Below are 26,414 nucleotides of genomic sequence, written 5' to 3' on the forward strand. Positions count from 1 at the left end.
CAGCGCGTCGGCCGCGGCGGCCCGCGTCTCGGCCTCGGCCACCGCGGCGGAGGGGCCGGCCCCGGGGGCGTAGCTGTGCCCGGGGAAGGTGAAGACGCCCGCGACCTCCAGGCCGGCCTCGACGGCGGCGCCCACGACCGCCACCGCCTCGTGGGGGAGCACCCCCGTCCGGTGGTGCCCGGAGTCGAGCTCGACGTGCACGGCGACGTCGGGCGCGTGGGCGGCCACCCGGCGTACCCCCTCCACGGAGTCGACGCCCACGGTGATCCGCGCCCGCTCGGCGAGGACGCGCAGCCGCCGGCCGCGCTCGGCGTCGACGAACAGCGGGTAGGCCACGAGCACGTCGTCGAACCCGGCCGCCACGAACACCTCGGCCTCGCCGACGGTGGCCACCGTGATGCCCTGCGCACCGGCCTCGAGCTGCAGCCGCGCCAGCACGGGCGACTTGTGGGTCTTGGTGTGGGGACGCAGCCGCACGCCGAGGTCGGCGGCGGCCCCGTGCATGCGGGCCAGGTTGCGGGCGAGCCGCTCGCCGTCGACGGCGAGGTACGGCGTCGCGGGGGCGCCGCTCACAGCTCCTCGTGCGTCTCGGGGTCGGCGTCGAAGATGCGGCCGTCGGGGCGACCGAGCGCGGTGAGCGCGGCCACCTCCTCGTCGCTGAGCGTGAAGGCGAGGACGTCGAGGTTGCTGCGCTGGCGCTCCGGCGAGGCCGACTTCGGGATGGGCAGCGACCCGATCTGCACGTGCCAGCGGAGCACGACCGCCGCGGGGTCGACGCCGAGGCGCTCGGCGGGCCCGATCACGGCCGGCTCGTCGGCGAGGTCACCGACGCGGGCGAGCGGGCTCCAGGCCTCGGTGAGGACGCCCCACCGTTCGTGGGCCCGGCGCAGCGCCTCCTGCGGGAAGTAGGGGTGCAGCTCCACCTGGTTCACGCTCGGGGCGACGCCGGTGGCGTCGACGATCCGCTCGACGTGCTGCTCGGTGAAGTTGGAGACCCCGATGGAGCGCACGAGGCCGCGCTCGCGCAGGTCGACGAGCGCCCGCCACGCCTCGACGTACTGGTCGCGGCCCGGGTTGGGCCAGTGGATGAGCTGCAGGTCGAGGTGGTCGAGCCCGAGGCGGCGCAGGCTGCCCTCCACGCTGGCGACGGCGTCGTCGTAGGCGTGGTGGCGCCCGGGGATCTTGCTCGTGACCTGGTAGGCCTCGCGGTCGAGGCCGCTGGTGCGCAGCGCCTCGCCGACCGCCTCCTCGTTCTCGTAGTTCACGGCCGTGTCGATGAGCCGGTAGCCCACCTCGAGGGCCGAGCGCACGCCGCGGACGGCCTCGTCGCCGCGCAGCGGGTAGGTGCCGAAGCCCACCGCCGGCAGGGTGGTGCCGTCGTTGAGCGTGTGGGTCGGGACGTCGGTCGTCGTCATGCGCCTCAACCTACGGCGGTGGCCCACGGGGCGGTCCGCAGGCGCAGTCCACGGTCGGGGCCGGCGTCGGGCGGGCGCCCGGGGGACCGATGATGCGGGGGTGACGGCGACGTTCGAGGGCCACGACCGCGGGGACGAGGACTACCGCCGGGTGGTGCTGGCGCTGTTCGCGGCGGGGTTCGCGACGTTCGCGCAGATCTTCGACGCCCAGGCCGTGCTGCCCGCGCTGGCCCGTGACCTCGACGTCGCCCCGGCCACGGCGGCGCTGTCGGTCTCGGCGACCACCACGGGGCTCGCGGCCTCGGTGCTGGTGTGGGCGGCCGTGTCGGACCGGGTGGGTCGCACGCGGGCGATGGCGTGGTCGCTGACCGCGGCGACGGTGCTCTCGCTCGTCGCACCCCTCGTGCCGGGGCTGGGCGCGGTCATCGCCCTGCGCGCGCTGACGGGCGTGGCGCTCGGCGCGGTGCCCGCCGTGGCCATGGCCTACCTCAACGAGGAGGTGAGCCGGGCGTGGGTGCCGGTCGCGGCCGGCACCTACATCGCCGGGAACACCATCGGCGGCATCGTCGGCCGCCTGGTCGCCGGCCCCGTGTCCGAGGCGGTCGGGTGGCGGGCGGGGCTGCTGGCCGTCGCGGTCGTCTGCGCCGGCTCCACGGTCGTCTTCTGGCGGGTCGTGCCGGTGCCGCGGGGATTCCGGCCGCCGACCGACCGGGTCTCCGCGGTGCGGCGCGCGGCGCGGCACCTGCGCACCCCCGCCCTCGCCACGACGTACCTGGCGGGGTTCTGCCTCATGGGCGCGTTCGCGACGGTCTACAACTACGTCGGGTTCCGGGTGAGCGGACCGCCCTTCGGCGTGCCGGTGACCTGGGTGAGCCTGCTCTTCGCGGTCTACGTGTTCGGCACCGTCGCCAGCCGCACCAGCGGTGTCCTGGCCCGTCGCCACGGGGCGCCCCGCGTGGTCGCGTGCGGGGGAGCGGCGGTGCTCGTCGCGCTACCGCTGCTGGCCGCCGACCACCTCGTCGTGGTGGTGCTCGGCCTGGCGGTCTTCACGGTCGGCATCTTCCTCGCCCACCCGGTCACCAGCGCCCTGTCGGGGCAGCTGGCGAGCGTCGGCCGGGCGCAGTCGACGGCGCTCTACCAGCTGTCGTGGCTGGCGGGGACCGCCCTCGTGGGCTGGGCCGCCGGCCACGTGTACGACGACCGCGGCTGGCCCGCGACCCTGCTCGTCGTCGCGGGGCTCGTCGTCGTGGCGGTCGCCGCCGTGGTGGCCGGGCAGCGACCGCCACGGGACGTCACGCCAGGATCTGGGCCCGACGGGCCGCGGGCACCCAGCTCGTGACGTACTCCTCGAGCACCGAGTGGAACCACTGCTCGTCGGGGGTGCCCTTCGAGCTCGACATCGAGGTCAGGCCCACGTTGTCCACCACGCGCCCGCCCATGGTGTCGAGGTCGGAGAGGAACGTGGGGGAGTAGCCGAGGCCGAGGAACTGCCAGAAGACCGGCTTGTCGGACGCCTCCGCGAGCAGCTTCCTGGCGGCCGCCTTGTCGAACGGCTCGCCGTCGGTGACGAAGAGGACGAGCGTGGGGAGGGTGGCCGGACCCGACGACGAGGGCGCCGCCTTCCGGCCGCCGAACAGCCGCTTGCCGAGCCCCGCCTTGCCGTGGCCGGCCTCCGCGAGCACGTTCTTGATGACGTCGCCGTAGTTGGTGCCGCCCATGGGGCGACCGGAGCGCCAGCGGTCGACGAACCCGACGTACGACGACGAGTCGACGACCTCGACGTCGAACGCGGCGTTGTGGAAGAAGTGCACCTGGATGTCGCCGTCGTCGTCGAGGCCCGCGAGGCTGAGCGCGAGCACGCGCTCCACGAGGTCCTGCACCTCGCCGTTCTCGTAGCGGGCGGTCATCGACGCCGAGTAGTCGATGGCCACGACCACGCGGGCGCTGACCTCGCCCAGGTCGATGCCCTTGTCCGCCTCGCGCTTGAGCAGGGAGATGATCGCCCCCTGCGCCGTGTCCGTCCGCTTCGTCAGGTCGACCATGTGCTGCCTCTCTCGGGTGCGTCCGGCGCCGGTCGGGTGGACCGGGCCGCGGAGGTCCCGTCGGGTGCGGCGGGCCGGGCCCGTCCTGCCCCGTCCCGGCCCGGCGGAAACGGGGGAGGCGGCCGGTAGTGTCGCCGGGGGAGCGTGGCCACGCGTGCCGCGGCCGACGAGGGGAGCCAGGAGTGGTGGAGCAGCAGCCGGGCGGGGTCAGCCTGTCGAAGATCACGCTGACGAAGTCGGCGCCGAGCATCTCGCTGAGCAAGGGTGCCGGTGCCGGCGGCCAGATGCGGATCAACCTGAACTGGTCGCAGCCCGCGCCCGCGAAGGGGTTCCTCAAGCGCGCCCTCGGCGGCGCGTCGGCCGTCGACCTCGACCTCGGCTGCCTGTGGGAGACCACGGACGGCAGCAAGGGCGTCGTGCAGGCGCTCGGCAACGCGTTCGGCAACCTGCACCAGCCGCCGTACGTGCTGCTCGACGGCGACGACCGGAGCGGCACGAGCACCGGGGGCGAGAACCTGGTGGTCAACCTCGACCGGCTCGACCAGATCCGCCGCGTCCTGGTGTTCGCCTACATCTACGAGGGTGCCCCGAACTGGGCGGCGGCCGACGGCGTCGTGACGCTGTACCCGGCGGGCGGCGCCGCCCCCATCGAGGTGCGTCTCGACGAGCCGGCCGCGGACAAGCGGTTCTGCGCCATCGCGCTGCTGACGAACGAGGGCGGCTCGCTCGGCGTGCGCCGCGAGGTGCAGTACGTCGCGGGGTGGCAGCCCGAGCTCGACAAGGCCTACGGGTGGGGCATGAACTGGACGTCCGCCAGCAAGTGAGCGGCGCCGACCCGACCCTGTGGCAGCGCGTGGCCCGCGCGCAGGCCGGTGACGACTACGCCCGGGCCTACGCCGAGCGGTTCCGGGCGATCGAGCGCGACGGCGGCGACGTGCACGGCGAGGCCGCCCTGGTGCGCGCGCTCGTGCCGGGGCCCGCGCGCGTGCTCGACGCGGGGTGCGGCACCGGTCGCCTGACGGTGCGGCTCGCCGCCGACGGGTACGACGTCGTCGGCTGCGACGTCGACGCCGCGATGGTCGAGGTGGCGCGCGCCGAGGCGCCGGAGCACGACTGGCGGGTGGCCGACCTGGCCACCCTCGACCTCGGCGTCGTGTTCGACGCCGTGGTGCTCGCCGGCAACGTGCTGCCCCTGCTCGAGCCGGGCACGCTGGACGGCGCCTGCGCTGCGCTGGCGCAGCACGTGGCCCCCGACGGGGTGCTCGTGGCCGGGTTCGGGCTCGACGCCGCCCACCTCCCGGCCGGCTGCCCCGCGACGCCGCTGGCGTCCGTCGACGCGGCCATGGCCGCCGCCGGCCTGCGGGCAGGGGAGCGGTGGGGTGGGTGGGCGCGCGAGCCGCTGCCGGAGGCCGACCCCGGGTACGTCGTGGCGACCTGGCGGTCGTAGCGGCGGGGGCGGGGCCGGTGGTCGAGGTGGCCGCGCCCGCTGGTGGTTGAGGTGGCCGCGCCCGCTGGTGGTTGAGGTGGCCGCGCTAGCGGCCCTCGAAACCACGTCCGAGGCGTGCCGGAGCTGGCACAAGCAGAGGCTGACCTGCGGAAACTCCTCCTGTGGACAACTCCCGATCCGGTCGGGAATGTCGGTGGTCGCTGTTGTGATGGGTCCATGACCGAGACCGCGCTGCACCCGCTCGCCGGGGTCGCTGCGCGTCTGCACGCCGACCTCGACGACGGCTTCGACCTGGGTCTGCTGACGCTCGGCCCCATCGAGACGGGTGCCGCAGTGGTCGAGCTCGAGCGGGCTGCGCACCGTCTTGCCGCGCTGCAGTCGCGGTTGTTGACCCACGCCACCGAGGTGCGCGTCGAGGACGCCACGGGCGCTCCGTCGACCGCAGTCTGGTTTGCGAACGCCACCCAAGTGACCCGGGCGGAGGCCCACCGCCGCGTCCGCACCGCAATTGCGGTGGACGAGCGGTACGACGCCCTCGCCGCCGCGGGCGCGCTCGGTGCGGTCTCGCCCGGCCAGACTGAAGTGATCGTGCGGGCGCTGGACGACCTCGGCGACGACCTCGACGTGGATGTTCGAACGGAGGCCGAGCGGACGCTGGTCGGGTTCGCCCGTGAGCACGACGCCAAGGCCCTGCGGGTGCTGGGCCGCCGGATCCTCGACGTCGTCGCCCCCGCTGTCGGGGAGGCCCGTGAGGCGGAACTGCTCGCCCAGGAGGAACGGGAAGCCGCCGCGAAGGTGCGGTTGACGATGCGCGAGGACGGTCAGGGCTGTGTCCACGGCCGGTTCACGGTGCCGGAGATGCACGGGGCGATGTTCGCGAAGATGCTCGATGCAATCGCCTCACCCCGGCGAAGCCACCTCCGCACTGGGGCCCTCGACGGCGCCGACGACGGCACCGTCGACACGGTCGACGCTCGGCCCGCGCGGGAGCGGCGCGGCCAGGCGTTCGTCGAGCTCATCGAGCGGATGCGCGACGCCAACCTCCCGGACGCTGCTGGTGCCGGGGCGACGGTCGTGGTCACCATGCAGGTCGACACGCTCACCGGCGGACTCGCAGCGGCGTCACTCGACACCGGCCACCGCATCTCACCCGGCGAAGCCCGACGCCTCGCCTGCAGCGCCGACCTCATCCCGGCCGTGCTCGGCACGAAGAGTGAGGTGCTCGACGTCGGACGGGCCGCACGGTTCCACACCAAACCCCAACGGATCGCGATGATCCTGCGAGACGGCGGCTGCACCGCCGAGGACTGTGACGCCCCACCGCACTGGTGCGAGGCCCACCACGACGACCCGTGGTCACGCGGCGGCGCGACGTCCGTCGACCGCGGACGGTTGTTGTGCGGGCGCCACCACCGCGTCGCCCACGACCCGATCTACCTCACCGAGACCCTCGGCACCGGCAAGCTCAGGTTCACCCGGCGGAACTGAGCAGCACCCGCCCCAGGGTGGTCTCGAGGGGCGCCAGCGCGGCCACCTCGACCACCGGAACGGCGGCGCGCCCACCTCGACCGTCGGACCCGTCGGTGGTTGAGGTGGGTTGCTCTGGCAACCCCTCGAAACCAGGCCCGGGGTGCCCCTCGTGGTTTCGAGGGGCGCTAGAGCGCCCACCTCAACCACCGGAACGACGGCGCGCCCACCTCGACCACCGGAACGGCGGCGCGCCCACCTCGACCACCGGAACGACGGCGCGCCCACCTCGACCGTCGGATCCATCGGTGGTTGAGGTGGGTTGCTCTGGCAACCCCTCGAAACCACGCCCGGGGTGCCCCTCGTGGTTTCGAGGGGCGCTAGAGCGCCCACCTCAACCACCGGAACGGCGGCGCGCCCACCTCAACCACCGGAACGGCGGCGCGCCCACCTCAACCACCGGAACGGCGCGCCCACCTCAACCACCGGAACGGCGCGCCCACCTCGAGCACCGGAACGGCGGCGCGCCCACCTCGAGCCCGGGATCAGCCCGCACTCATCCGGGGGACCCGCCGAGCCAGCTCTTGAGCATCCCGAGGTTGGCCAGCGGGATCCAGTGACCCAGCTGGGGGTGGTCGAGGGCCACGCCGAAGACGCCCACCTGCTGGAAGGCGGCGACGTAGTCGATGGCGGCTGGCAGCGGTACGGCGTACAGCGCCACGTCGCCCGCCCCGTCGGCCAGTCCGAGTGCGCGCGCCGCGTCCCTCGCCCGGTCGGCGCTGCTGTAGAGGCAGACCACGGGCCCCTGGTCGAACGCCACGCCGTACGGCCGGGGCTGCTCGGCCGACCCGCGCGCGATGAAGAACCACTGCGGCAGCCGGCTGACGTGCTGCCACAGCGCGATCTGCGCGGACGTGTCCCCGGCGGGCGCCGCCCGCACCGCGGCGTCGAGGCGGTCCAGCTCGGTGGGTTCCCCGGTCTCGGCACTCATGTCGTTCCCCCTGCGTCGTCGTCGTCCTGCACCCGCGGGCGCGGGTCGCGTCCCCCGAGGTCGGACACCCGGTCCCAGAACCAGTCGGCGAGGCTCGGTGCCACGTGGACGTCGTCCGCGCCGGTGCGGCGCACGACGACGTCGCCGAGCGTCGCGACCAGGTAGCCGCCCGCGTCGTCGGTCATCACCTGGGAGTAGTAGTCCTCCAGGGAGTCCTGCGGCCACTCGGGCCACGCGTCCGGTTCGGCCTCGATCGCCTCGTCCATCGCCGTCACCTCGGCACCCGACAGGAGGCGGAAGCCGCCCCCCGCCGGGCCCCACAGCGCTCCCGTGCCCGGCTCCTGCCCGTCGTGCCAGGTGGCGATCTCCCGCTCACCCGACAGCGAACGGGCCGCCTCCTCGTCCAGCGGCGGGCGCAGCGCGGCCCGCAGGTCGGGGGGCAGCACCGTCTCGAGGGCGGCCAGCGCGGAGGCCAGGTCGGTCCCCAGCACCTGGGCCCGCATGTGCGACCAGGCCGCCGCGACCAGCCCGGCGGCGTGCACGTCGGCGAGGGTCATCTCGTGCTTCTCCGCGGCGGCGCGCGTGTCGCGGATCATCTGGAGCGCTCCGCCGGCCAGGCCGTCGGTCGGGTCCAGGCGGAGCAGGCGCGACGCCAGCTCCTCGGCCTCGTCGAACCGGCCCTGGTGGACGTACGCCCAGATGAGCGGGCCGCCCACGATCTCGCTGGAGGGGTCGGCCCGCATGGCCTCCTCGGCCGCCGGGACGAACCGCTCCGGGGGAGCGAAGCTCTGGAACAGCGACAGCGCGCGGCTGGCCAGCGCGTGCCGCAGGTCGTCGGCGTCGGTCCGTGCGCAGTGCGCGACCGCCTCGTCGAGCAGCCGCCAGCCGCGCACGGGGTCGCCGGCCATGGCGGTCGACGCACCCAGCTCCATCCGGTCGTGCCAGCCGTCCGGCTCCTCCTGCAGCACGACCTCCGCCCACCGCCGGGCCTCGGCGTGGTCGCACTCGTGCTGCTCGAGCGCACGCAGACGGCGCGCCGCGTCCACGAAGAACCGGTCCCGACGACCGACGACGTCCAGCAGGATCCGGCGGGCCTCGGCGATGTCGTCGCGCGCCTCGAGGTGCAGCGCCAGCAGCATCCGGATGCCGGTGCGGTCCGGCTGCTGCGCCAGCACGCGACCCGCGAGCCGCCCGATCTCCGGGTGCGTGGGCTGCACGTCGTACAGCTCCCACGCGAGGTCGACGTCGCGCTCGAGCGGGTCGAGGTCGTCCGGGGCGCTCACCGCATGCCCCGCTGGACGCGGTAGGCCCGCAGCTGGTCGAAGGTGCCGTCGTCGACGCCGTACTCGAGGACGGGTGCGACCTGGTCGAACCACGAGGCCGTCGAGGGCCGGACCCCCTCCGCGACCGCCAGCAGCGCGTCGGTCGTCACGGGCACGACGCTGCCCGCCTGCATCGAGGCCGTGAGCGCCTGCTGGAGCGCCACCTTCACCACGTGGGCGATGTCCGCGCCCGAGAAGCCGTCGGTGGCACGGGCCACCCGGTCGACGTCCACGTCGGGAGCGGGCTTGCCGGCGAGGTCACCGTGCAGGATCGCGGCCCGCGCCGCGGCGTCGGGGGGCAGCACGAGGACGGTCTTGTCGATGCGGCCGGGGCGACGCAGGGCCGGGTCGATGTCCCACGGCCGGTTCGTGGCGGCGAGGAAGTAGACCCCGTCGTTGACGCTCGACACGCCGTCGAGCTCCTCGAGGAGCTGCGTCACGATCATCCGCATCGACTGCGACCCGCCGCCGCCCGAGGTACGCCGGCCGCCGAGGGCGTCGAACTCGTCGAGGAAGATGACGCAGGGCGCGGCGGCCCGCGCGTCGGCGACGACGCTGCGGATCGCCTTCTCGCTGTCCCCGATCCACCTGCTGAGCAGGTCCGCCAACGTGACGTGGAGGAACGACGCCCCGAGGTCGCCGGCGATGGCCCGGGCGATGAACGTCTTGCCGCAGCCGGGCGGGCCGTACATGAGGAGGGAACCGCCGGGCGTCTGTCCGAACGCCGCCGCCAGGTCGGGGTTGCGCAGCGGCGCGAGGAACGTCGCGTCGAGGTGCTGCTTCACCTCGGCGAGACCGGCGACGTCGGCCAGCGTCACGGCCGGCCGCTCCGCGTCCCACAGGCCGGGTGCCGCACCACGGCCGTCGGCAGCGTCGCCGTCGGCGGGGGAGGGGACGGGCCGCGAAGGGGGTGCGGGCGCGACGGGGGCCGCCGCGACGGGGCCGGGCTCGACGGGCGCCGCCGTGGCACCGCCCCGCAACCGCGCCGCCATGACGCGGGCCCGCAGCACGCGCACGCGGGCGGGATCGGCGCCGTGCGCCTCGAGGGTGGCCAGCTCGGACGCGGCGCGGTCGGGGTCGGTCTGCAGCAGCAGGGTGACGAAGTCCTCCCGCAGCGCCAGGTTGCGCGGGTCCCGCGCCACCTCGGTCTCGATCACCTCGAGGAAGTCGTCCTCCGCCATCTCCAGCCCCCGGTCCGTGCGCGTCGCCTGTGTCGTCGGCATTGTGTCGGACGGCGGCGCGGACGGTGGGCCGGGGGAGCACGACGACCACGAGGGCGCCCGCCTGAACGGCCACCGGGACCCTGAGACGGAGCCCACCCACCGGAGGGGCCGTCGCGGCGGGATCGCTCGTCGGGCCCGGCGTAGCGTGGAGGACCGAGGACGGCGAGCAGCGCCGCCCGCAGGACGACGGAGGGACCTGGCATGAAGGCCGTGGTGTTCGACCAGTACAAGACGACGCCGAGCCTGAAGGAGGTCGACCGACCGAAGCCGGGTCCGGGGGAGGTGCTCCTCAAGGTCGCGGGTGCAGGCGCCTGCCACTCCGACGTCGCCGTCTTCCGCGACTTCGACGAGTCGTTCGGCCCGGCGCAGCTGAAGCCGTCCTTCACCCTCGGTCACGAGAACTCCGGCTGGGCCGAGGAGCTCGGCGAGGGCGTCGCGGGCATCGAGGTCGGCGAGGCCTTCCTGGTCTACGGTCCGATGGGCTGCGGTCGCTGCCGTGCCTGCTCGCGCAGGCAGGACACGTACTGCGAGAACGCGGCCTCGATGCCGCACCTCGCGACCGGGCTGGGTCGGGACGGCGGCATGGCGGAGTACCTGACGGTCCCGGTGCGCAACCTCGTGCCGCTCGGCGACGCCGACCCCGTGGCGGCCGCGCCGCTGTCGGACGCCGGCCTGACGCCGTACCACGCCATCAAGAAGTCCCTGCCGACGCTGGCCGGCGGCGGCAAGACGGCACTGGTGATCGGGCTCGGGGGACTGGGGCAGATCGCCGTGCAGATCCTCACGGCGCTGACCGGTGCCACCGTGATCGCCACCGACACGAAGCCCGAGGCGATGCGCCGCGCGGAGGCGAACGGCGCGGTGACCGTCCCCGGCGGCGACGGCCAGGCCGAGCGGATCCGCGAGATCACGGGTGGCAGGGGAGTCGACGCCGTGTTCGACCTCGTCGGCGCCGGCCCGACCATCGAGCTGGCGCTGGCGACCGTCGCCCAGCGCGGCCGCGTCACCGTCGTCGGCATCGCCAACGGCACCGCCGAGTGGAACTTCTACAAGGTGCCCTACGAGGTCGAGCTGACCAGCACCTACTGGGGCACCGTCGAGGAGCTGCACGAGGTGGTCGACATGTACCGCGCCGGCCAGATCACGCCCGAGGTCGAGATCTACGCGCTCGACGACGCCCTCGAGGCCTACCGCGCGCTGGAGGCCGGCGAGCTGTCGGGCCGCGCCGTCGTCGCGCCCCACGGTCGGGGTACGGCGAGCAGCTGACGGCACGTGCGTCGTGGTCGAACGGCGCGGCCACGACGCGGGCCTGTCGTCTGCCGACGACGTGCACGACGCCCTGCGGTAGTAGAGCTCGTCGGCGGGGGACGACACGACCCGCCTCCGCGCCGACGTGAGTTGACATAATGCACGTTATCGGCGCCCGCGAGAGACGCTTGCCGGGGCCGCCGACGAGTGCTCCCGACCGCCAACGCCCGCCGTACTCGCTGCTCACGCCTCGAACACGGACCAGCACAGGGCGTTGCGGCGCTGCTGGTCCTCGAGCACGAGGTCGCGGATCTCCGCCGGCAGCTGGTCGCGCTGCCACCGGCACTCGCGGCGACCCGCCGCGAGCGCGTCGTCGCCGGCGGCCTCGGCCGCGGCGCGCACGGCCTTGATGGCGTAGGCGGCGGCGCCCAGGTCGTGCTCGGCGACGTGGGCCACGGCGCCGGCCTGACCGGCGGCGTACGCCGCGTGCCGGGCCGCGCCCCGGAGGTCGCGGGCCGCGCCCATGGCGTGGCCGCCGGCGGCCCGCGACCGCATCATCGCCAGCTCGCCGCGAGTCCAGGCCCGTACGGCCGCGACGGCGTCCCGCGGCCGTGGGTCGTCCGGACGCACGGCCTCGAACAGGGGCAGCACGTGCTCCGCGCAGGTCGCCGTTCACAGGGCGATCGACCGGTGGTCGGCGTCGGTCAGGGTGCCGCCACGGCGGACGGTCACGAGGCGGGGGTCCCGCACCTCCGGCAGGATCATCTTCGCCCCTCCCTCCCAGGCCCGGTCGCGCCCGTCGCAGCCTCCCGGCGGGCTCGGCCCCCGCTCCCCCACGTCGGCACCCAGTCCACCAGACCGGGGGCTGTCCGGACTCAGAACTCGCGGTCGGACGCCCCGGTCTCGGTGACGGGCGTCGCCGAGACGGCTCGGCCGGCGAGGTCGGTGGCCGTGGTCGACGGCGTCCACACCATCGCCGAGGCGGTGCTGACCGTCGAGAGCCCGGAACCGCTGGTCTGGGCGCCGAGCACCAGGACGACCTGGGTGACGCTGACCCCGCCGACGGTGACCGTCGAGGCGGTCATCGTGGCGCCGAACTGGGCGGTGCGCAGCGACCGGATGTAGCTCTGGCGCAGGTTGACCGACCCGAGCGCCACGGCCGAGCCGCTGCGCAGCACGTCGATCGTGTCGCCGGTGCTGCCGGTCCCGATGAGTCCGCCGTCGCGCAGCCGCACGTTGACGGCGAGCGCCGACCCGGTCCACCCGGAGCTGATGCTGGCCGGCCGGACCTGGCCGCTGTAGGTGAACGTGATCCGGTCGCCCTGGTCGAGACGCCCGGCGCTGGCACCACCCTGGGTGGTCTGCACGTCGGCGGCCCGCACGGGGCTGTTGTCCACCCGGCGGCTCGCGACGACCGCCGAGGTCGTCGTGCGACCGGCGGTGTCGGTGAGGATCGCCCGCAGGTCGTACAGGCCGTTCGCGACCAGGGTCGTGTCCCAGGTGCAGGAGTACGGCGAGGTCGTGTCGGTGCACAGGTCGGTCCAGGTCGTCGAGCCGCTCGTGGCCCGCTGGATCCGCACGGAGGCGATGCCGTTCGGGGAGTACGCCGTCGCGCCCACCTGCACCGTCCCGCTGAGGAAGGCGCCGGGGTCGGTGACCGCGACGGAGGCGACGCGGTTGTCGACGGTGCGGTTGGCGATGGTCGCCGACGTCGTGCTGTTGCCGGCCGCGTCGGTGGCGACGGCCCGGAAGGAGTAGCTGCCGTCGGCCATCGTGGTCGTGTCGAGGCGGCAGGTGGCGGGCTCCTCACTGGTGCTGCAGGCGTCCCGCCAGGTGGTGGTGCCGGTCGCGGCGTACTGGACGACGACGCGGTCCACGCCCGAGTGGGCGTCGCCGGCGCTGGCGTTCAGCGTGACGGTGCCGCGCAGCGGGGTGCCCGGGTCGGACAGGACGACGGTCGGCGCCACGTTGTCGACGGAGATGTCCTCGACGAGCTCGGAGACGTGGGTGGTCGCCCCGGCCAGCGCGACGGCCCGCAGGTCGTAGTCCTGGTTGGTGAGCGACGCCGTCGCCCAGTCGCAGGAGTACGGCGAGGTCGTGTCGGTGCAGATGGTGCGCCAGGTGGTCGTGCCGGCCGGCGCGTAGTCGATGCGCACCCCGGTCACGAGCTTGCTGGAGTCCTGGAGGGTCGCCGTCAGGGGGACCGTGCCGCGCACGGCGTCGGCGGGGCGGTTCAGCGTGACCTTGGTGGCCAGGCTCGCCGAGACGGTCCACGTCGACCCGGCGGTGACGGTGGTGGCCGTGAAGGCGGCGCCCGCCGTGCCCCAGGCCGCCGCCCCCACGACGAGCGCGACGACGGCGACGACCGCCGAGGCGACCCGCCGCAGGTCGGGTCGCGACCGCTGGGCGCGGTGCGACGGGTCGGTGCGGCTGCCGGTGGCGGAGGGGCCGGCGGCGGGCCGGCCGGCGACGGTGGCGTCGGCCCGCTCGGCCTTGTCACCGCCCTCACCCCTGCCGTCGCCCTCGCCGTCGCCCTCGCCGGCAGCGCCCTCGCCGTCGCCCTCGCCGGCAGCGCCGTCGGCGTCGGGGCGCCGCGACGCCACGACGAACGCCGCGACCGTCAGGGCGAGCCAGCCGGCGAGGAGCAGGAGCTGGAGCGGCTGGCCGCCGGCGGCCCACACGTAGGGCTTGCCGACGAACGGGACGAGCAGCACGGCGCGGCTGCGCAGGTCGTCGCGGGTGACCGGCGTGGCGTCGTTGCCGGGGTTGGCGTCACCGCGGGTGGTCCAGCTGCCGTCGCCCCGGTCGTCGACGACGCGGTGGACCAGCAGCTGCTCGCGGTCGGTGAGCGCGGGGTTGCGGAAGATCATGATCTTGCCGAGCGGCACGTCCTCGGCCTCGCCGAAGGGCTGCGCGACGACGACGTCGCCGGGGGCGATCGTCGGCTCCATCGACCCGGTGCGCACGACGTGGCTCGACCAGCTCCACAGCAGGGGCAGCGTCGCGACGGCGACGAGGGTCAGCAGGGCCGCGCGGTAGGCCCGGGCCGCCACCACGACGGCGAGGCCCGCCCACTCCCGCGCGGCGGCGGGAGCGGCGGGCCCGGTCACGAGGACGCCCCCGACGACGTCGCCCCTGGAGGGTCCCGCGACGGGGTCGTGCGACCCGTCCGGCGCGCCGGGCTGGCCGGGCGGGACGGGGGCGACGACGTCGGTCACGTGCGGGACTCCTCTCGGGGCGTCGGCGGGTCGGGGGCGGGCGTCACGGCGGTGACGCCGGGTACGGCGAGCGGGTGCGACGAGCACCCGCGGGGGCTCAGTCGGTCTGCAGCTCCCACTGGATGTCGATGCCGGTCTTGGCGCCCTGGAGCTGGTCGACCTGGGTCTGGTTGAGGCCCGTGGTGTCGAAGGTCCAGGTGATCGCGTAGGTGCGCGAGCTGGTGCCGGCGGCCACGGACCAGCCGCCCACGCCCTCGGCGTACTCGTCGATCTGCGCCAGGTCCGCCAGGCTGGTGCCGGACGGCACGACGGTCTGGTTCTGGACGTAGCCGGTGCAGCTGCCGAAGCCGCCGCCGTCGCCCGAGGTCATGCCGATCTTGATGTAGTTCTCGAGGCCCTGGGCGGAGGTGACGGCGTTGAGGGCGTAGCCCTTCACGAGACCGGAGACGTTGGTGGTCGCCGTGACCTTGATGCACTTGGTCTCGGTGTCGCCGGGCGTCATGTTCTCGGCCTGGAAGCGGGCGCTACCGGCGTCGTCGTCGGTGAGGCTGACTGCACCGGTGGACCACGAGTTGCCCGAGTTGCGGGTGGTGCCGCTGAAGGCGGCGTGCGAGGACTGCCAGACCAGCGCGCCGGCGAGGAGCACGGCGACGGGCGTGGCGGCAGCGGTGGCGATCTTCGTCGACTTGCGGGACGGGGTGCGCATGAGGGTGCCTTTCCAGGAGTTGAGCGGTCCCCCCTCCCCTCGGCCGCTCGACGGGCGTCCGGAGGACAACGGGAGACGAACCTCGTCCTGGGACCGGGAAATGGCCGACCGGTCCAGGTCCCGGGCCAGAGGGCCCAGGTGGAGTAGTCCGAAAGGACTAGACCGGGACTGCCCGACCGGGGGCCGGGACGCTCAGTGGAAGAGGAGGTGCACCCCGGCCAGCACCAGCCAGAACCGCAGCGAACGGCCCACGAGCACCGACACGACGAAGACCTCGCGGCGCATCCGCAGGACACCGGCCACCGCGGCCATGACGAGCAGCGGCGGGACCCCGCCGAGCGAGGAGACGAGCATGATCGCCGCGGCGTACCAGGGCCGGCCCTCCATGCGGTCGCTCCAGCGCTGGTGGACGCGCTGCACCTTCGGGCCGGACAGCTTCTTGCGCGCCCACTCGGTCTCCACGCCGCGGCGCGCGACCTCGTACCAGACCACCTTGCCCAGCGTCTGGCCCGCGCCGGCCGCGACGGACAGCAGCACGAGCCCCCCGGTGCCCAGCGCTCCGACGCCGGCGAGGTAGGCCTCCGCGTTGACCACCGGGAGGAGGGCGGACGCGACGCCGACCCCGAAGGTGGTCAGGAGCAGGATCACCCGGTCGGTCCCCCGGTCGGCGCCCCGCTGGGTACGGCGGACGCGGCGCCGGGCGCGGCGGGGACCGGCAGGCCCAGGTCGAGCACCCACTTGAGCGAGACGCACTTCATCACCAGCAGGCCGACGGCGATGACCAGCCCCAGCCACCACCAGCCGGTGACGAGCAGGATGATGGCGAACAGCCCCGAGTTCGCCGCCTTGCCCAGGCGCGACCAGTTCCACAGGTAGATCCGCCGGTCGACGACGTGGAAGTAGTTGGGGCTGCGCAGCGGCCACGCGAGGAACGCCATCGACAGGAACATGTCGATGACCATGAACTCGAAGAGGTAGACGGCGACCGGGAACGCCATCTCGGGCTGCAGCCACACGAGGCCCAGGTAGAACGCCGCGCAGCTCAGGCGGTCGCAGAGCATGTCGACCACGGCGCCGATCCGCGTCTCGCAGTCGAACCAGCGCGCCCACTCGCCGTCGAGGGAGTCCCCCACCCAGTAGACGACGAGGCCGACGACCAGCAGGGTGAGGCTCTGCTCGTGGGCGCCCCAGAGACTCAGCACGAGGGTCGCGACCGTGCGCACGAAGGTGATGACCGTCGCGCCCGTCATCAACCTCTCGGTGGATGGGTCGGCGTAGATCCGGTCCGGGCTGCCCGCCATGCGCGCAACCTATCGCGCGCCGGGGGCCCGGCCACGACCCGACTCGCGCCGCGCGGCTCGACCGTCGCTCGACGGGTACCGGGGACCGGGCAGTGTCGCCCACCGTCACGTCGCGCCGTGGCGGTCGTTGCATCTCGGGGGTGGATGTCGCGTGGTGGTACCACGCTCGATCGGAGGGAACCCGAGATGGTGACCACGGACCCGGACGTCCTCGCGGACCGCTACGCCCTGCTCGAGCTCATCGGCAGCGGTGGCATGGCGGACGTCCACCGGGCGCGCGACCGCGTCCTGGAGCGCGACGTCGCCGTGAAGGTCCTCCGCGACCCCGGCACCCCCGGGACCGACCGGGACCGCTTCGCGGGTGAGGCCCGCACCCTGGCGGCACTCAGCCACCCCGGCCTCGTGACCGTCCTCGACGCCGGCACCGACGGCGGACGTCCCTTCCTCGTGATGCAGCTCGTGCGGGGCAGCACGCTGCGCGAGCACTGCAGCGGCGGGGCCATGAGCCCGGCGCGTGTGGCGCACGTCGGCGCCCAGATCGCCGACGCGCTCGCCTACGTGCACGCCGCGGGTGTCGTGCACCGCGACGTGAAGCCGGGCAACGTGCTCGTCGGCGCGGACGACCGGGCCTGGCTGGCGGACTTTGGCATCGCCCGCCTCATGGGCGACGCGGCCCAGCTGACCCGGGCGGGCGCCGTGATCGGGTCCCCGGCGTACCTCTCCCCCGAGCAGGTCCGCGGCGAGCCGGGGGTCACGGCGGCCACCGACCTGTACTCGCTGGGGCTCGTGCTGCTGGAGGCCCTGACCGGACGCCAGGTGTACGCCGGACCGCCCACCGAGGCCGCGCTGGCCCGCCTGGCCCGCTCCCCCGCCGTCCCCACCCACCTGGGCGGGGCGTGGGCGCGCCTGCTGAGCGAGCTGACCGCCACGGACCCCGACCGGCGTCCCGACGCCGCCCGGGTCGCGGTCTTCCTCAGCGAGCTCGCCGACGCTCCGGCACCGCGGGGAGCAGCCGGCGGGACGAGCGCGTCACCCGTCCTCGCCCCGGCCGACGGCTCGACCAGCACGCAGGCGTGGCAGCCCGCCTTCGGTACGGCGACGCCCCCCGCCGACCTGACCGCGGCCGTGCTGGCCCCGGCGACGCCCGCCGCCGTGGCGCCCACGCCCGCAGGGCCGGCGCCCCGGGTGACCCACGACGCGACGGGTTCGGCGGAGCCCTTCGAGCTGCCCGGCAGCGGGAGCCATCCCGACACCGCCCGGGGGACCCGGGAGGCGACCCCGGTCCCCCGCCGCCGGACGGCGCGGCGGTGGGGCGCCGTCGTCGCCGCCGCGGCCCTGGTCGCCGTCGGCCTCGTCACCTTCCTGCCGACGGAGGAAGCGGTGACCGCCGACGCCGAGCTCCCCGCCGAGGTGCCCGCCGAGCTGCGCGGCCCGCTGGAGGACCTGCACGACGCGATCGAGGGAACCGGGTGATGGGCGTGCGAGACGGCCTCGACCCGCGCCTGCTCCGCGCCGCCCGGCGGGCCGCCGGCGCGGTGCTCGTGGCCGTCGTCGCCGCCGGTCCGCTGCAGGCCTGCAGCTCCGACGGTTCGGCCGCCGACGCCGTCCCCGAGCTCCGCACGGCACTGACGGCCATCGACGCCGCCGTCGCGGCCGGTGAGGTCGAGCGCGCCGACGACCTGCTCGCCGCCCTCCTCGACCAGGTCACGCAGGCCCACGGCGACGGTGAGCTCACCGACGCCCAGGCCGCCGAGGTGCTGACGGCCGCCCAGGCCCTGCGCTCGGCGCTCCCGGCCCCGACCGGGGCGACCGACCCCGCCACGGCCGACCCCGCCACGGCCGGTCCCGCAGCCGACCCGACGACCGCGGCGCCCGCGACCTCCGCCCCTGCGGTTCGGAGCACGCCCACCCCGACCCCCACGCCGACGCCCGTCGTCACCCCGGCCCCCGCCCCCGAGCCCACGAGCAGCGGGCGCGGCAACGGCGCCGGTGGAGGCGGGAACGGGAACGGGGGCGCGGGCAACGGCGGAGGCAACGGCGGAGGCAACGGCGGCGGCGGCGGAGGCGGCAACGGGAACGGCCGCAACGGCTGAGCCCGTCGGGCGGCGTGTCCGCCCCGCTGCGACCTGCCCGCCGTCAGCTGCGGTGTGGGCCCAGGTCCCGCACGGTGCGGGTCGCGGGCGACCACCGGCGCAGGCGGGCGCCCACCACGTCGTACCCCGGCCCCAGCGCCGCCACGACCGCCCCCACCTGCGACGCGTCGAGACGCCCGGACACGGTGACGTGCGGTAGCCACCGCCCGGGCTCCGACCACGGCGGGCCGCCGGGCCCCAGCGTCGCGTGCGCGGCGGCGTGCAGCGCGAGGAGGTCGGCGGTGGGTACGACGGACCGCGCCACCACGAGACCCCGCCGCGCGCCCAGCACCACCGGCGCCCCGAGGTGCACCGCGACGGGCAGCCGCGCCACGAGGGCCTCGAGCGCCTCGTCGGCCGCAGGGCGGACCGCGTCGCGCTCGGCCACGGTCACGTGCGGCGCGTGCGTCGCGTCGCGGCGGTCCCCCGCGCTCGGGAGGCCGGCGGCCGTCAGCACCCCCCACTCCGCTCGTACGGCGCTCTCCCCCGCATCGTCCAGGAGCAGGTCCAGCGAGGCGCGCACGACCGTCACGCTACCGACGCTCGCCCCACGGGCCCTGGGTACCGGTGGGCATGGCACCCAGCGACCACGTCAGCGACGGCAGCGACCCGGCCGGGGACGCGCGTCCCGGCCTCGCGCTCGTCACCGGGCGCAGCGACGCCGTTCGCACGAGCGCCGAGGAGCTCCGCGCCCGCCGGCCCGGGGCCGTGGTCCACCCGGTGCAGGCCGACCTGGCGCCCTGACGGCGTCGAGCTGCTGTGGGACGAGGTCGCGGCACGGGGCGAGGACCTCGCCGTGGTCGCCCTCAACGCCGGGGTCGGCGTCGGGGGCACCTTCGCCGGGACCGACCTGGACCGCCACCTCGCGCTGGTCGACCTCAACGTGCGCTCCACCGTCCACCTCGCCGGACTGGCCGTCGGTGACATGGTGGCCCGGCGCCGCGGGCGGATCCTCGTCACCGCGTCCGTCGCCGCGGTGGCGCCGACCCCCTACCAGGCCACGTACGCGGCCTCGAAGGCGTTCGTGCACTCGTTCGCGGAGGGGATCGCCGAGGAGCTGGCGGACTCGGGCGTCACGGTCACCTCGCTCATGCCCGGGCCCACCGACACCCGCTTCTTCGTCCGCGCCGGCCTCGCCGACGCCCCGATCGCGCGCGGCCGCAAGGACGACCCCGCCGACGTCGCCCGCGACGCGGTGGAGGCGATCCTCGCCGGGAAGCGCCACGTGCGCGCCGGTCGCCCCCGCACGGCGGTGCTGGCAGAGCTGCTCACCCACCTCCCCGACGCGATCGGGTCCCGGGTGATGGGCCCGCAGTCCCGGCCGCGGCGGCTGCGCCGACGGGGCTGATCCCCGGGGCCCCGCCGGCCCGGCCGGTCAGGGGCCGTCGAGCGAGACGCGGCCCTGCGGGTCGACGTACCACCCCGGGTTGTGCGCGACCTCCCACACGACGCCGTTCGGGTCCTCGACGATCGCGTGGAAGACACCGCCGAAGGCCCCCTCCTGTGGCGCGACGCGCACGGTCCCGCCGCCCGCGACCATGGCGGCGACCACGTCGGACACCGCGTCCCGGTCCCCCACGTTGTGGGCCAGGGTCACGCCGGACACCGGCGGGCGGTCGTCGCTCCCCAGGTCCTGCGCGAACCGGGACGCCTCGAAGAAGCCCAGCACGGTCCCCGGGGCCACCTGGAAGAACACGATCTCGTCCGCCACGTCGAGCAGCGGCTCCCAGCCGAGGCCGCCGGTGTAGAACCGGCGCGCGGCGTCGAGGTCGCGCGTGGCGAAGGTGATGAAGTGGACGTCCTGGCCGACGGTGGTGGCGGGCATGGCGGTCATGCTCGTCCGCGGGGACCTGACCGGCAAGAGCGGGAACCTTCCGCGCCCCGCCGTCGTTGCACCCACCAGGACCGGCGACCGCCGGGTCCCACCCCCGACAGAGGACAGGAATGAACGGGCCGACATCCGACCCCGCTGAACCCTGCAGACCCGGCTCGTCCCGGCAACGAGACGCCCGCCCCCCCGCGACCGGGGAGGTGAGCCGCCGGTGACGATCATCCTCTCCCTGCTCCTCGGCGTGCTCGTCGTGCTCGCGATCACCGCGGCGACCGGCTACTTCGTCGCGCAGGAGTTCGCCTACATGGCGGTCGACCGCTCCCGCCTCCGTGCCCGCGCCGAAGCCGGCGACGCCGCCGCCGCGCGCACGTTGAAGGTCACGAGCCGCACCTCCTTCATGCTGTCGGGCGCCCAGCTCGGCATCACCGTCACCGGCCTCCTCGTCGGCTACGTGGCGGAGCCGCTCATCGGCGCCGCGTTCGGTGACCTGCTGGGCCTCGGCGGCGTGCCCACCGCGGTGGGCGTCACCATCGGCACGCTGCTCGCGCTGGTCTTCGCGACGTTCGTGCAGATGCTGTTCGGCGAGCTGTTCCCGAAGAACCTGGCGATCGCCCGCCCCGAGCCCGTCGCGCGCTGGCTCTCGCGCTCGACCCTGGCCTACCTGGCGGCGACGGGCTGGCTCATCTGGTTCTTCGACCAGTCGTCCAACCTGCTGCTGCGGGCGCTGAAGATCGAGCCGGTGCACGACGTCGAGAGCTCCGCCACGGCGCGCGACCTCGAGCACATCGTGGCCGAGTCGCGGGCCTCCGGCGAGCTCACCGATGAGATGTCGGTGCTGCTGGACCGGGTGCTCGACTTCCCCCACCACGACGTCGAGCACGCGATGGTGCCCCGCAGCCGGGTCGACTCCGTGGACGCCGACGCGACGCTGGGCGAGGTCCGGACGCTGATGCACACGGGTCACTCCCGCTACCCCGTTCTCGGCGACGACGACGAGATCCTCGGTGTCGTGCACCTCGTCGACCTGCTCGACCTCGGCGCCGGCGACGCGGACACCTGGACCCGGTCGGTCACCACCGCGCTGCGCCCGGCCGTCGTGCTGCCCGAGCTCATGCCCATGCCCGACGCGCTGCGCGCCATTGCGGAGGCGAGCGAGCAGCTGGCCTGCGTCGTCGACGAGTACGGCGGCCTCGCCGGCATCGTCACGATCGAGGACCTGGTCGAGGAGATCGTGGGCGAGATCCGCGACGAGCACGACGAGCCGGCCGAGCCCGAGTTCCGCGTCGACACCGAGCGCGGCGGTTGGGAGCTGCGGGGCGACGTGCCCGTCGACGAGGTCGAGCGCATCGTGGGTCGCGACCTGCCCTCCGGGGACTTCGAGACCATCGCCGGTCTCGTCATCGCCGAGCACGGCGCGCTCCCCGCGGCCGGCACGACCGTCGTCGTACGCCTGCCCGACGACCCCGGCGACCTGGCCGTCACCGACGAGCCCGGGGTCTGGCACCTCGAGGTCGAGGTGCGGGAGGTGGAGCAGTACGTGCCGGCGCTCGTGGGCCTGCGCCTGCTCCCGCCGCCGGACGAGGACGGGACCGCGGACCGGTCCGACGACGACGCGCGCGCCGAGCGCACCGAGCGCACCGGCGAGGTGGAGGCATGATGGAGAACCCCGTGGTCGTCCTGGTGGCGACCGTCGTGATCATCGCGCTGAGCGCGTTCTTCGTCGCGATCGAGTTCGCGCTCATCGGCGCGAAGAAGCACCGCCTCGAGGACGCCGCCGCCACGAGCCGGGCGGGGCGCGCGGCGCTGCGCAGCGCCTCGGAGCTCTCGGTGCTGCTCGCCGGCTCGCAGCTGGGCATCACCCTGTGCGTGCTCGCGCTCGGCGCGATCACCAAGCCCGCGGTGCACCACTGGCTGACCCCGCTCTTCGAGTCGTGGGGCGTGGCGCTGTGGCTGGCCGACGTGGCCGGCTTCGTGCTCGCCCTCGTCGCGGTCACCTTCGTGCACCTCGTGGTGGGCGAGATGGCCCCGAAGTCGTGGGCGATCGCGCACCCCGAGCGCTCCGCGACGCTGCTCGCCCTCCCCATGCGGGGGTTCATGTGGCTGACCCGGCCGGTGCTGCGGCTGCTCAACAACGCGGCCAACTGGTGCCTGCACCGGGTGGGCGTGGACGCGGTCGACGAGCTGGCCTCGGGCCAGGACCCGGAGGCGCTGCGCCAGCTGGTGCAGCACTCGGCGAACGTCGGCGCGCTCGACGCCAGCTACTCCGCGCAGCTCGAGGGCGCGCTCGACCTGGGCCGGCTGCAGGTGCGCGACCTCGTGCGCCCCCGTCGCCCGGTCGCGGTGGCGACGGACGCCACCGTCGGTGCGGTGCAGGACGCCAGCCGGCGTACCGGGCACCTGCGCATCCTCGTGGGCAGCCCCGAGGTCCCGACGGGTCTCGTGCACGTGCGCGACACCCTCACCGCCGACCGCGACCACCCGGTCGGGCCGCTGGTGCGGCCGCTGCACGAGCTGGCGCCCGACACCACGGTGCTGGCGGCCCTGGCCGAGATGCGCGCGGAGAGCGCGCAGCTCGCCGTGGTGCGGGACCGCGACGGCCTCGTCGGCGTGGTGTCGTTCGCCGACATGCTGCGCGGGCTGTTCCCCGAGCAGGTCGCGAGCTGAGCGGGCCCCGGGCCGAGCGGGACCTCCCGGGGTGCTCGCCCCGGGCGGTCCCGCCGGGCCTCAGGCGTCGCGGACGCCGGAGCGGTCGGTGATCGGCGGCTGGGTCGACCAGGGGAAGTTGATCCACAGGTCGGTGTGCTTCCAGACGAAGTCGCCCTTCACGGCGGAGCGCGGCTTCTCGTAGATCACGGCCGTCCGGGCCTCCGCGACGTGGTCGCGGCAGAAGTCGTAGACCATCTCGAGCGTCCGGCCCGAGTCCGCCACGTCGTCGACGATGAGCACGCGTGCGTCGTCCAGCTCGGAGGCGTCGAGGTACGGAGGGAGCATCGTCGGCACCTCGAGGGTCGTCCCGACGCCCGTGTAGAACTCGACGTTCATCGTGAAGAGGTTCTTGCAGTCGAGGGCGTAGGCGATGGAGCCGGCCGGGATGAGGCCGCCCCGCGCGATGCCGAGCACCACGTCGGGTACGAACCCCGCGTCCGCCACCTGCTGCGCGAGCTCGCGCACCGCCTCGCCGTACGTCTCCCAGGTCAGGGTCTCCCGCTCGCTCACCCGGGGATCGTACGGCGCCGCGGGCGGCCGGGAGACGAGGCTCACGTGGCCACGATGTAAGACCCGTATGTCACTGGTGTTACAGCGTCCTACCGTCTCCTGGTCGCGGCCACCCGCCGCTCACGGTCGAGGCGGTCACGAGCCGCAGAACAGGAACACCCGATGTCCCACAACATTCCCCTGGTCGAGAAGCCGAAGTCCCGGCTCCCGCTCGTCGCCGCCGTCGTGGCGGTCCTCCTGGTCGCGGCCGCCGTGCTGGTCTTCGTCCTCACCCGCGGTGACGACGAGGTCGGCGCCGACGGCCAGCCCCTGACCGAGGTGACCATCGGTGTCGCCGACGCCAGCGAGGAGTACTGGGACACCTTCGCCACCGAGCTCGAGGACGAGGGCATCGAGCTGGACATCCAGAACTTCACGGACTACCTGCAGCCCAACCCGTCGCTCTCCGAGGGCGCCATCGAGGTCAACCAGTTCCAGCACCTGCTCTACCTGGCGGGCTACAACGTCGCGAACGACGACGACCTCACCCCCATCGGCTCGACCGCGATCTACCCGCTGGGCCTCTACTCGAACGACTACGACTCGCCCGAGGACATCCCGGACGGCGAGACCGTCGTGGTCCCCGACGACGACACCAACCAGGCCCGCGCCCTGCTCATGCTCCAGGAGGCCGGTCTCGTCGAGCTGGCCGACGGCGGTTCGGCGTACTCCACGGTCGACGACGTCGAGGACTCCTCGCGCGTCGAGGTCCGCGCCGTCCAGGCCGACCTCACCGGCGCGTCGCTGCCCGACGTGGCCGCCGCGGTCATCAACAACGACTTCGTCGAGAACACCGGCCTGACCTTCGACGACGCCATCGCGACCGACGACCCGGCGGACGCCTCGGCCCAGCCCTACGTCAACATCTTCGTGGTGCGCGCCGAGGACGCCGACGACGAGACGTACCGCACGCTCGTCGAGGTCTACCAGAGCAGCGAGGCCGTCCAGGAGGGTGTGCTCGACGCCTCCGGCGGCACCGCCGAGCTGGTCGAGGTCCCCGCCGAGGAGCTCCAGGCGACGCTTGCCGACCTCGAGGAGCAGACCCGCGAGGCGAACGCAGGCTGATGTCCGTCGTCCAGCTGACCGACGTCGTCAAGGAGTTCCCCGGCCGCGGCCGCCGCGCCCCCGCGCTGCGCGCCGTGGACGGGGTCTCCCTGACCGTCGAGGCCGGGGAGATCCACGCGATCGTGGGCTACTCCGGAGCCGGCAAGTCCACCCTCGTGCGGCTCGTCAACGCGCTCGAGGAGGCGACCTCCGGCAGCGTCGTCGTCAACGGCACCGAGCTCGTGGGACTCCCCGAGAAGCAGCTGCGCCAGGTGCGCCGCGACATCGGGATGATCTTCCAGCAGTTCAACCTCTTCGGGTCCCGCACGGTCTGGGGCAACCTGGCCTACCCGCTGACGGTGGCCGGGGTGCCGAAGGAGGAGCACCAGCGGCGCATCTCCGAGCTGCTCCACTTCGTGGGGCTCGCCGACAAGGCGCACGCCTACCCCGACCAGCTCTCGGGCGGGCAGAAGCAGCGCGTGGGCATCGCCCGCGCGCTGGCGACCGAGCCGAAGGTGCTGCTCGCCGACGAGGCCACGAGCGCGCTCGACCCCGAGACCACCCGGGACGTGCTCGACCTGCTGCGCCGCGTCAACCGCGACCTCGGGGTGACGATCCTGCTCATCACCCACGAGATGGAGGTCGTGCGCCAGCTGGCGCACACCGTCTCGGTGATGGAGGAGGGCCGGGTGGTCGAGCGCGGCGTCGTCGCCGACGTCTTCGCGGACCCCACCCACCCCGTCACCCGCCGCTTCGTGGGCACGGTCGTCGACGACCGTCCCGACGACGAGCTCCTCGCGGTGCTGCGCGAGCGTCACCCCGGCCGCTTCGTGCGCCTCGCCTTCCGCGACGCCGACGTGCGCCAGACCCAGGTGTACGACGTGCTCGCGCGCCACGGCGTCGGCTTCGAGCTCGTGTACGGCGGCATCGAGGCCGTCGGCGAGCGCACCTTCGCCAACCTGACCCTGGCCCTCGAGGGCGAACCGGCCGCCGTGCAGGCCGCCGTCGACGAGGTCGCGGGCCTCGTGCGTCTCGAGGAGTTCGCGTGATGGCCGCCGTCACGACCCCGGCCGTCACCCCCCAGGCCGTCACCCAGGCAGTCGACACCCGGCTGCCGGAGCTGTGGCCGCAGGTGTGGGAGGCCCTCGGGCAGACCCTCACGATGGTCTCGATCACGCTGGTGCTCGGCGGCGCCCTGGGCATGCTCCTGGGCCTGGCCCTGCACCTGACGAAGCGCGGCGGGCTCTACGCCAACGCCCCCGCCTACGTGCTGCTCAACACGCTGGTGAACTTCTTCCGGCCGATCCCGTTCGTCATCTTCATCGCGGCGGTGCAACCGGCCGCGCGGCTGGTGGTCGGCATCGGCATCGGCACGCGGGCCGTCGTGTTCGCGCTGACGCTGGCGGCGATGTTCATGATCGCGCGCATCGTCGAGCAGAACCTGGTGAGCGTGAGCCCCGGCGTCATCGAGGCGGCGCGTGCCATGGGTGCCAGCCGGTTGCGCGTCACCTTCACCGTGCTGGTGCCGGAGGCGCTCGGCCCGCTCGTGCTCGGCTTCACCTTCGCGTTCGTGGCGATCGTCGACGCCTCCGCCATCGCCGGGGTCATCGCCGGCGGCGGCCTGGGCACGTTCGCCCAGCAGTACGGCTACCGCCAGTTCGACTGGGTGGTCACGTGGACCGCCGTGCTGCTGCTCGTCGCGATCGTGCAGCTGGCCCAGCTCGCCGGCAACCTGCTGGCCCGCAAGGTGCTGCGCACCTGAGGCAGCACCG

General features: G+C 74.5%; 27 protein-coding genes and 1 pseudogene. 14 read left to right on the top strand and 14 right to left on the bottom strand.

What is annotated here, in order from left to right; genetic code table 11:
* The coding region (locus KK617_RS12860; RefSeq protein WP_277500438.1) for an alanine racemase at positions 1–573 on the bottom strand (573 nt) is incomplete at its 3' end.
* Positions 570–1,415 (bottom strand): aldo/keto reductase, encoded by an 846-nt coding sequence (locus KK617_RS12865; RefSeq protein WP_277500439.1) that lies wholly within the window; start codon positions 1,413–1,415, stop codon positions 570–572. The genes KK617_RS12860 and KK617_RS12865, both read right to left, overlap by 4 nt.
* 100 nt (positions 1,416–1,515) lie before the next feature.
* Here KK617_RS12865 and KK617_RS12870 point away from each other — a divergent pair, with 100 nt between their 5' ends.
* Positions 1,516–2,754 (top strand): MFS transporter, encoded by a 1,239-nt coding sequence (locus KK617_RS12870; protein WP_277500440.1) that lies wholly within the window; start codon positions 1,516–1,518, stop codon positions 2,752–2,754.
* Here the strand turns inward: KK617_RS12870 and KK617_RS12875 are convergent.
* Complete coding sequence (locus tag KK617_RS12875; protein WP_277500441.1) at positions 2,708–3,457, bottom strand: VWA domain-containing protein; 750 nt, start codon at positions 3,455–3,457, stop codon at positions 2,708–2,710. The two genes, KK617_RS12870 and KK617_RS12875, sit on opposite strands and share 47 nt — an antisense overlap.
* A 182-nt stretch (positions 3,458–3,639) precedes the next feature.
* On the opposite strand from KK617_RS12875, the gene KK617_RS12880 reads away from it, so the two are divergent.
* From KK617_RS12880 to KK617_RS12890, 3 genes are all read left to right on the top strand, one after another.
* A complete protein-coding gene (locus KK617_RS12880) occupies positions 3,640–4,281 on the top strand; it encodes a hypothetical protein (RefSeq protein ID WP_277500442.1) in 642 nt (213 codons plus the stop codon).
* A complete protein-coding gene (locus KK617_RS12885; protein ID WP_277500443.1) occupies positions 4,248–4,904 on the top strand; it encodes a class I SAM-dependent methyltransferase in 657 nt (218 codons plus the stop codon). The genes KK617_RS12880 and KK617_RS12885 overlap by 34 nt, the downstream gene beginning before the upstream one ends.
* Positions 4,905–5,120: 216 nt before the next feature.
* A complete protein-coding gene (locus KK617_RS12890) occupies positions 5,121–6,392 on the top strand; it encodes an HNH endonuclease signature motif containing protein (protein ID WP_277500444.1) in 1,272 nt (423 codons plus the stop codon).
* A 535-nt stretch (positions 6,393–6,927) separates the two neighbouring features.
* Here KK617_RS12890 and KK617_RS12895 read toward each other — a convergent pair.
* Genes KK617_RS12895 through KK617_RS12905 form a run of 3 tightly spaced genes read right to left on the bottom strand, consistent with a single transcriptional unit; the run spans position 6,928 to position 9,907 of the window.
* Positions 6,928–7,362, bottom strand: coding sequence for a hypothetical protein (locus KK617_RS12895; RefSeq protein ID WP_277500445.1), 435 nt, complete (start codon positions 7,360–7,362; stop codon positions 6,928–6,930).
* A complete protein-coding gene (locus KK617_RS12900) occupies positions 7,359–8,645 on the bottom strand; it encodes a tetratricopeptide repeat protein (protein ID WP_277500446.1) in 1,287 nt (428 codons plus the stop codon). The genes KK617_RS12895 and KK617_RS12900 overlap by 4 nt, the downstream gene beginning before the upstream one ends.
* Positions 8,642–9,907, bottom strand: coding sequence for an ATP-binding protein (locus KK617_RS12905; RefSeq protein WP_277500447.1), 1,266 nt, complete (start codon positions 9,905–9,907; stop codon positions 8,642–8,644). Before KK617_RS12905 ends, KK617_RS12900 begins: the two co-directional genes overlap by 4 nt.
* A 201-nt stretch (positions 9,908–10,108) precedes the next feature.
* Between KK617_RS12905 and KK617_RS12910 the strand changes: the two genes are divergently transcribed.
* Positions 10,109–11,173, top strand: coding sequence for an NAD(P)-dependent alcohol dehydrogenase (locus tag KK617_RS12910; protein ID WP_277500448.1), 1,065 nt, complete (start codon positions 10,109–10,111; stop codon positions 11,171–11,173).
* Positions 11,174–11,398: 225 nt separating this feature from the next.
* Here the strand turns inward: KK617_RS12910 and KK617_RS12915 are convergent.
* The 5 genes and pseudogenes from KK617_RS12915 to KK617_RS12935 all read right to left on the bottom strand — a co-directional run.
* Positions 11,399–11,812, bottom strand: a pseudogene (locus KK617_RS12915) (putative immunity protein); the annotation flags it as partial.
* Between the two features lie 218 nt (positions 11,813–12,030).
* Positions 12,031–14,373, bottom strand: a complete 2,343-nt coding sequence (locus tag KK617_RS12920) for a signal peptidase I (RefSeq protein ID WP_277500450.1) — start codon at positions 14,371–14,373, stop codon at positions 12,031–12,033.
* A 97-nt stretch (positions 14,374–14,470) separates the two neighbouring features.
* Positions 14,471–15,079, bottom strand: coding sequence for a hypothetical protein (locus KK617_RS12925; protein ID WP_277500451.1), 609 nt, complete (start codon positions 15,077–15,079; stop codon positions 14,471–14,473).
* Between the two features lie 192 nt (positions 15,080–15,271).
* The gene (locus KK617_RS12930; RefSeq protein ID WP_277500452.1) at positions 15,272–15,727 is read right to left on the bottom strand and encodes a VTT domain-containing protein; all 456 of its coding nucleotides are present in this window, start codon (positions 15,725–15,727) and stop codon (positions 15,272–15,274) included.
* Complete coding sequence (locus tag KK617_RS12935; RefSeq protein WP_277500453.1) at positions 15,724–16,380, bottom strand: CDP-alcohol phosphatidyltransferase family protein; 657 nt, start codon at positions 16,378–16,380, stop codon at positions 15,724–15,726. The genes KK617_RS12930 and KK617_RS12935 overlap by 4 nt, the downstream gene beginning before the upstream one ends.
* A 186-nt stretch (positions 16,381–16,566) precedes the next feature.
* Between KK617_RS12935 and KK617_RS12940 the strand changes: the two genes are divergently transcribed.
* Complete coding sequence (locus KK617_RS12940) at positions 16,567–17,853, top strand: serine/threonine-protein kinase (RefSeq protein WP_277500454.1); 1,287 nt, start codon at positions 16,567–16,569, stop codon at positions 17,851–17,853.
* The gene (locus KK617_RS12945) at positions 17,853–18,473 is read left to right on the top strand and encodes a hypothetical protein (protein ID WP_277500456.1); all 621 of its coding nucleotides are present in this window, start codon (positions 17,853–17,855) and stop codon (positions 18,471–18,473) included. Before KK617_RS12940 ends, KK617_RS12945 begins: the two co-directional genes overlap by 1 nt.
* A gap of 43 nt (positions 18,474–18,516) precedes the next feature.
* Here KK617_RS12945 and KK617_RS12950 read toward each other — a convergent pair whose 3' ends face one another.
* On the bottom strand, positions 18,517–19,035 hold the full coding sequence (locus tag KK617_RS12950; protein ID WP_277500458.1) for a 2'-5' RNA ligase family protein: 519 nt from the start codon (positions 19,033–19,035) through the stop codon (positions 18,517–18,519).
* A 50-nt stretch (positions 19,036–19,085) separates the two neighbouring features.
* On the opposite strand from KK617_RS12950, the gene KK617_RS12955 reads away from it, so the two are divergent.
* Complete coding sequence (locus tag KK617_RS12955) at positions 19,086–19,256, top strand: hypothetical protein (RefSeq protein ID WP_277500474.1); 171 nt, start codon at positions 19,086–19,088, stop codon at positions 19,254–19,256.
* Positions 19,257–19,269: 13 nt separating this feature from the next.
* Positions 19,270–19,860 (top strand): SDR family NAD(P)-dependent oxidoreductase, encoded by a 591-nt coding sequence (locus KK617_RS12960; RefSeq protein ID WP_346813115.1) that lies wholly within the window; start codon positions 19,270–19,272, stop codon positions 19,858–19,860.
* A 27-nt stretch (positions 19,861–19,887) separates the two neighbouring features.
* On the opposite strand, the gene KK617_RS12965 is transcribed toward KK617_RS12960, so the two are convergent.
* Positions 19,888–20,337 (bottom strand): VOC family protein, encoded by a 450-nt coding sequence (locus KK617_RS12965; protein WP_277500459.1) that lies wholly within the window; start codon positions 20,335–20,337, stop codon positions 19,888–19,890.
* Positions 20,338–20,554: 217 nt separating this feature from the next.
* Here KK617_RS12965 and KK617_RS12970 point away from each other — a divergent pair, with 217 nt between their 5' ends.
* The gene (locus tag KK617_RS12970; RefSeq protein ID WP_277500460.1) at positions 20,555–22,000 is read left to right on the top strand and encodes a hemolysin family protein; all 1,446 of its coding nucleotides are present in this window, start codon (positions 20,555–20,557) and stop codon (positions 21,998–22,000) included.
* Positions 21,997–23,007, top strand: a complete 1,011-nt coding sequence (locus KK617_RS12975) for a hemolysin family protein (protein WP_277500461.1) — start codon at positions 21,997–21,999, stop codon at positions 23,005–23,007. The genes KK617_RS12970 and KK617_RS12975 overlap by 4 nt, the downstream gene beginning before the upstream one ends.
* 60 nt (positions 23,008–23,067) lie before the next feature.
* Here KK617_RS12975 and KK617_RS12980 read toward each other — a convergent pair whose 3' ends face one another.
* A complete protein-coding gene (locus KK617_RS12980) occupies positions 23,068–23,559 on the bottom strand; it encodes a phosphoribosyltransferase (protein WP_277500462.1) in 492 nt (163 codons plus the stop codon).
* Positions 23,560–23,721: 162 nt separating this feature from the next.
* Here KK617_RS12980 and KK617_RS12985 point away from each other — a divergent pair, with 162 nt between their 5' ends.
* The 3 genes from KK617_RS12985 to KK617_RS12995 all read left to right on the top strand — a co-directional run bounded on the left by KK617_RS12985 (position 23,722) and on the right by KK617_RS12995 (position 26,404).
* Positions 23,722–24,663 carry a MetQ/NlpA family ABC transporter substrate-binding protein gene (locus KK617_RS12985; RefSeq protein ID WP_277500463.1) on the top strand — a complete coding sequence of 314 codons (942 nt, stop codon included), beginning with the start codon at positions 23,722–23,724 and terminating at the stop codon, positions 24,661–24,663.
* Positions 24,663–25,691 carry a methionine ABC transporter ATP-binding protein gene (locus tag KK617_RS12990; protein ID WP_277500464.1) on the top strand — a complete coding sequence of 343 codons (1,029 nt, stop codon included), beginning with the start codon at positions 24,663–24,665 and terminating at the stop codon, positions 25,689–25,691. The genes KK617_RS12985 and KK617_RS12990 overlap by 1 nt, the downstream gene beginning before the upstream one ends.
* A 113-nt stretch (positions 25,692–25,804) precedes the next feature.
* A complete protein-coding gene (locus KK617_RS12995; protein ID WP_277500471.1) occupies positions 25,805–26,404 on the top strand; it encodes a methionine ABC transporter permease in 600 nt (199 codons plus the stop codon).
* Positions 26,405–26,414: the final 10 nt, after the last annotated feature.

The organism is Nocardioides sp. ChNu-99, from assembly GCF_029493445.1.
Taxonomy (GTDB): domain Bacteria; phylum Actinomycetota; class Actinomycetes; order Propionibacteriales; family Nocardioidaceae; genus Nocardioides.